This is a genomic window from Methanobrevibacter sp. (assembly GCF_045577275.1).
In the GTDB taxonomy this organism is placed as follows: domain Archaea; phylum Methanobacteriota; class Methanobacteria; order Methanobacteriales; family Methanobacteriaceae; genus Methanobrevibacter.
This window is the reverse complement of record NZ_JAZNIB010000054.1, coordinates 1-2,987: the sequence shown is the minus strand read 5'-3', so window position 1 is coordinate 2,987 and position 2,987 is coordinate 1. Positions and strand designations below refer to the sequence as shown.

At 32.2% G+C, this 2,987-nt stretch carries 3 protein-coding genes; 1 reads left to right on the top strand and 2 read right to left on the bottom strand.

Features of this window, described 5'->3' with window-relative positions; genetic code table 11:
- On the bottom strand, window positions 1-989 hold a 989-nt coding region (locus tag ACKI67_RS01780), incomplete at its 3' end, for an aldo/keto reductase (protein WP_407461683.1).
- Window positions 990-1,177: 188 nt separating this feature from the next.
- Here ACKI67_RS01780 and ACKI67_RS01775 point away from each other — a divergent pair.
- Window positions 1,178-1,633 carry a MarR family winged helix-turn-helix transcriptional regulator gene (locus ACKI67_RS01775; RefSeq protein WP_407461681.1) on the top strand — a complete coding sequence of 152 codons (456 nt, stop codon included), beginning with the start codon at window positions 1,178-1,180 and terminating at the stop codon, window positions 1,631-1,633.
- Between the two features lie 696 nt (window positions 1,634-2,329).
- Here the strand turns inward: ACKI67_RS01775 and ACKI67_RS01770 are convergent.
- Window positions 2,330-2,987 (bottom strand): FAD-binding protein (locus ACKI67_RS01770; protein ID WP_407461680.1); only part of this gene is annotated, 658 nt, incomplete at its 5' end.

Genomic DNA, 2,987 nt, shown 5'->3' with positions numbered 1-2,987 from the left:
GTTGTTCCATAGATTGCATGCAATGAAGGAAGTGAATACATCTTTTCACTATTGTACAATTCAAAGAAATCAGGTATAGGGATTCCTGCTGGGCATTCCTTTAGGCAATATCCGCAGTAACTGCAGTCTATTGCAATGAGTTCCTTGATTTCATTTGCCATTGAAAGCACGAATTCATTTTCCTCTTCGCTCATAGGTTCAAATGGCTTGAATACTTCACAGTTCTCTTTCATCTGTTCAAGGTTTCCTACACCACTTAAAACCACTTTGACGTTTTCATGGCTTGCTGCAAATCTTAATGCCGCTTCAACAAGTGTCATGCCCTCTTTTTCGAATTTTTCTTTAATGTCGTCAGGCAAATTGTAGAGGGTTCCACCTTTTATTGGTTCCATTACAATTACTTCCTTGCCGTATTTTTCACAGATTTCATAATTCTTTCTGGATTCGGTAAGTTTGCTTTCCCAATCGAGATAGTTCAATTGAAGTTGCACTACATCTATTGCATCACCATATTTTTCCAGGATCTCTTCAAGTAGATCTGATCTGTCATGGTAACTGATACCTATTTTCTTTGCTGTTCCTTCCTCTTTCATTCTTTTGATGTAATCAAAGGTATTGCAGTTTTCAGCTATTTGAAGGAATGCTTCATTGATGTTGTGGATTAGCAATACATCAAAGAAATCTGTTCCTAATCTTTCAAGCATTATATCAACGAATTTCTGATTGTCCGCTTCGTTAGTTAAAGCCCATGTAGGGATCTTGTCAGCTATCTTAAATGATTCTCTCGGATATCTTTCTACAAGTCCAATCTTTAAGGCAGCTTCTGAAGCACCATTGTGGTATGCATATGAGGTGTCAAAGTAGTTGAACCCTTGATCCATGTAATAGTCAATCATCTCTGTAACATCATCGTAATTTATGGAACTTGGATTGTTTTCATCTTCCAAATCCAATCTCATAGCTCCAAATCCAAACATAACATCGCTCATAATTGTCACCATTTTAATTAGATTATAATATTATCTTAAATTTTTAATATATTTTTAAAAATATTATATTTGATATAATATATAAATCTTTCCTAAGGAAACAGTTATCTAATGAAAATATTTAAATAGATTGAAAAACATAGTTTGTATAAGAGAAAAAGCTATAGTGTTTAAGAATTGGTGTAAATATGGAATTACCTAATCAGTTTATTAATGAAAATCCTGAAGATATTAGAATTTATCACTTTGTTGAGGAATTGGTAGGAAGCTTTAAAAATTACATTGATGATGAATTTGTAGATGAAGACATCAGTTTAGTTGAACTTCCTTTTTTACTCAGAATACGATTTTCTACTGAAGGAACTCAAAAGGAATTGGTGAATCTATTTAAGATCAGTGATGGTTACACTGCAAAGCTTCTAAGGCGTTTTGAAGTAGCCGGTCTTATCCAAAGAATTGAAGATCCCTCTAATAGACGTAGAAAATTAGTGAAATTAACTGATAAGGGCATTAAAAGAACCGATAAGATATTGAAATACATCGATTATTGGGAAGATACAGTAATGGATGGAATCGATGAGGATGAGAGAAAAGTCTTGAAAAAATCCTTATTGAAGTTGGTTCTAAACACTCAAAAGCTTTAATTTCCCCTTTTTCATTTTTTTTAAAACAAGTTTTCACATAAATTATTCTATCTTATACGAACTATTTTTTCCAAGATAAAAAAAGTGGAGATAAATCTCCACTAGCAGGAAAAAATCAATCTCATAGTGAGATTGATACACAAACACTTAATTGAATATAGTTTTTTTAAATATATAAATATTTTTATATTTAGAAGAAAAACCTTCTAGGCAAGACTAAAATGGATTAATTTAAATTACTTGGTATTTAATGATTATTGAAATCAATTAATTTTTATACAAAATGTAATGTGAATTCTATTTATTAAACTAATTATGTGTATTAGTTTTAAAATTTCATCCACCATAGAACCACCTCCTGTTTTTTAGTCAGGAGCATGTTTGTGTATTTTTTCCCCTGCTTGAAAAAATTTGTAGCCCTAGATAAACTATCCAATTTTAGAATTGCCCAATATTAGTTTAAAACTAATTATTTATTAATTTAACTAATTTTTGAATTTATTTTTTTAATTTAATATCAATTTACTAATATTAGGTCGATTTAACAGTTTTAATCAATTTTATGTAGTTAAATTAATATAATAATATTCTTAAAAAAATAGTTAATTACAATGCGAATTATTGTTTCTAAGATAAAAAAAGTGGAGGTAATTCTCCATAAAAATAAAAAAAGGTTGATAAATTTTTAAAAATTTATCAGCGTTTAGCAAATCTGATTTTGTTTGGTCCCATGACAATGCTCTTTTTCCAAAGCTCATCATTAGTCTCTGGGAAATCCTCTCTGAAATGTGCTCCTCTACTTTCTCTTCTGAGTATTGCAGATTTTACGATAAGGATACAGATTTCAACCATATTGATTACTTCAAGGGCAGTAAGGAGTGATTCATTGAATTGAGTTCTCTCATCAACATTGAGGTCTTTCAATTCATCCTTCATTTCAAGAAGTCTTTCAAGAGCGGACTTTAGGTTTTGCTCATTTCTTACAATTGACACTTTCTCCCACATCAATTGCTGAATTTCCTTCTTCATAGCTATTGGATCTACAGAACCTTCTTTCATCAATGACTCAATTCTGTCTTTCTCTTCTTCAACAGCTGTGAAATTGTATTGCATGTTAGTCAAATCACATGCAAGGGCAGCTGCAAATCCTGCTCTTTTACCGAACACTTGAGTGTCTGCCAATGCATTTCCACCGAGACGGTTAGCACCGTGAACTCCTCCACAGACTTCACCACAGGCAAATAGGTTTTCAACAGTGGATTGGCCGTCTTCATTGATTCTCACACCACCCATATGATGGTGTGCGGTAGGTGCAACTTCCATTGGCTCTTTCTTGATGTCTACGCCAATGTCT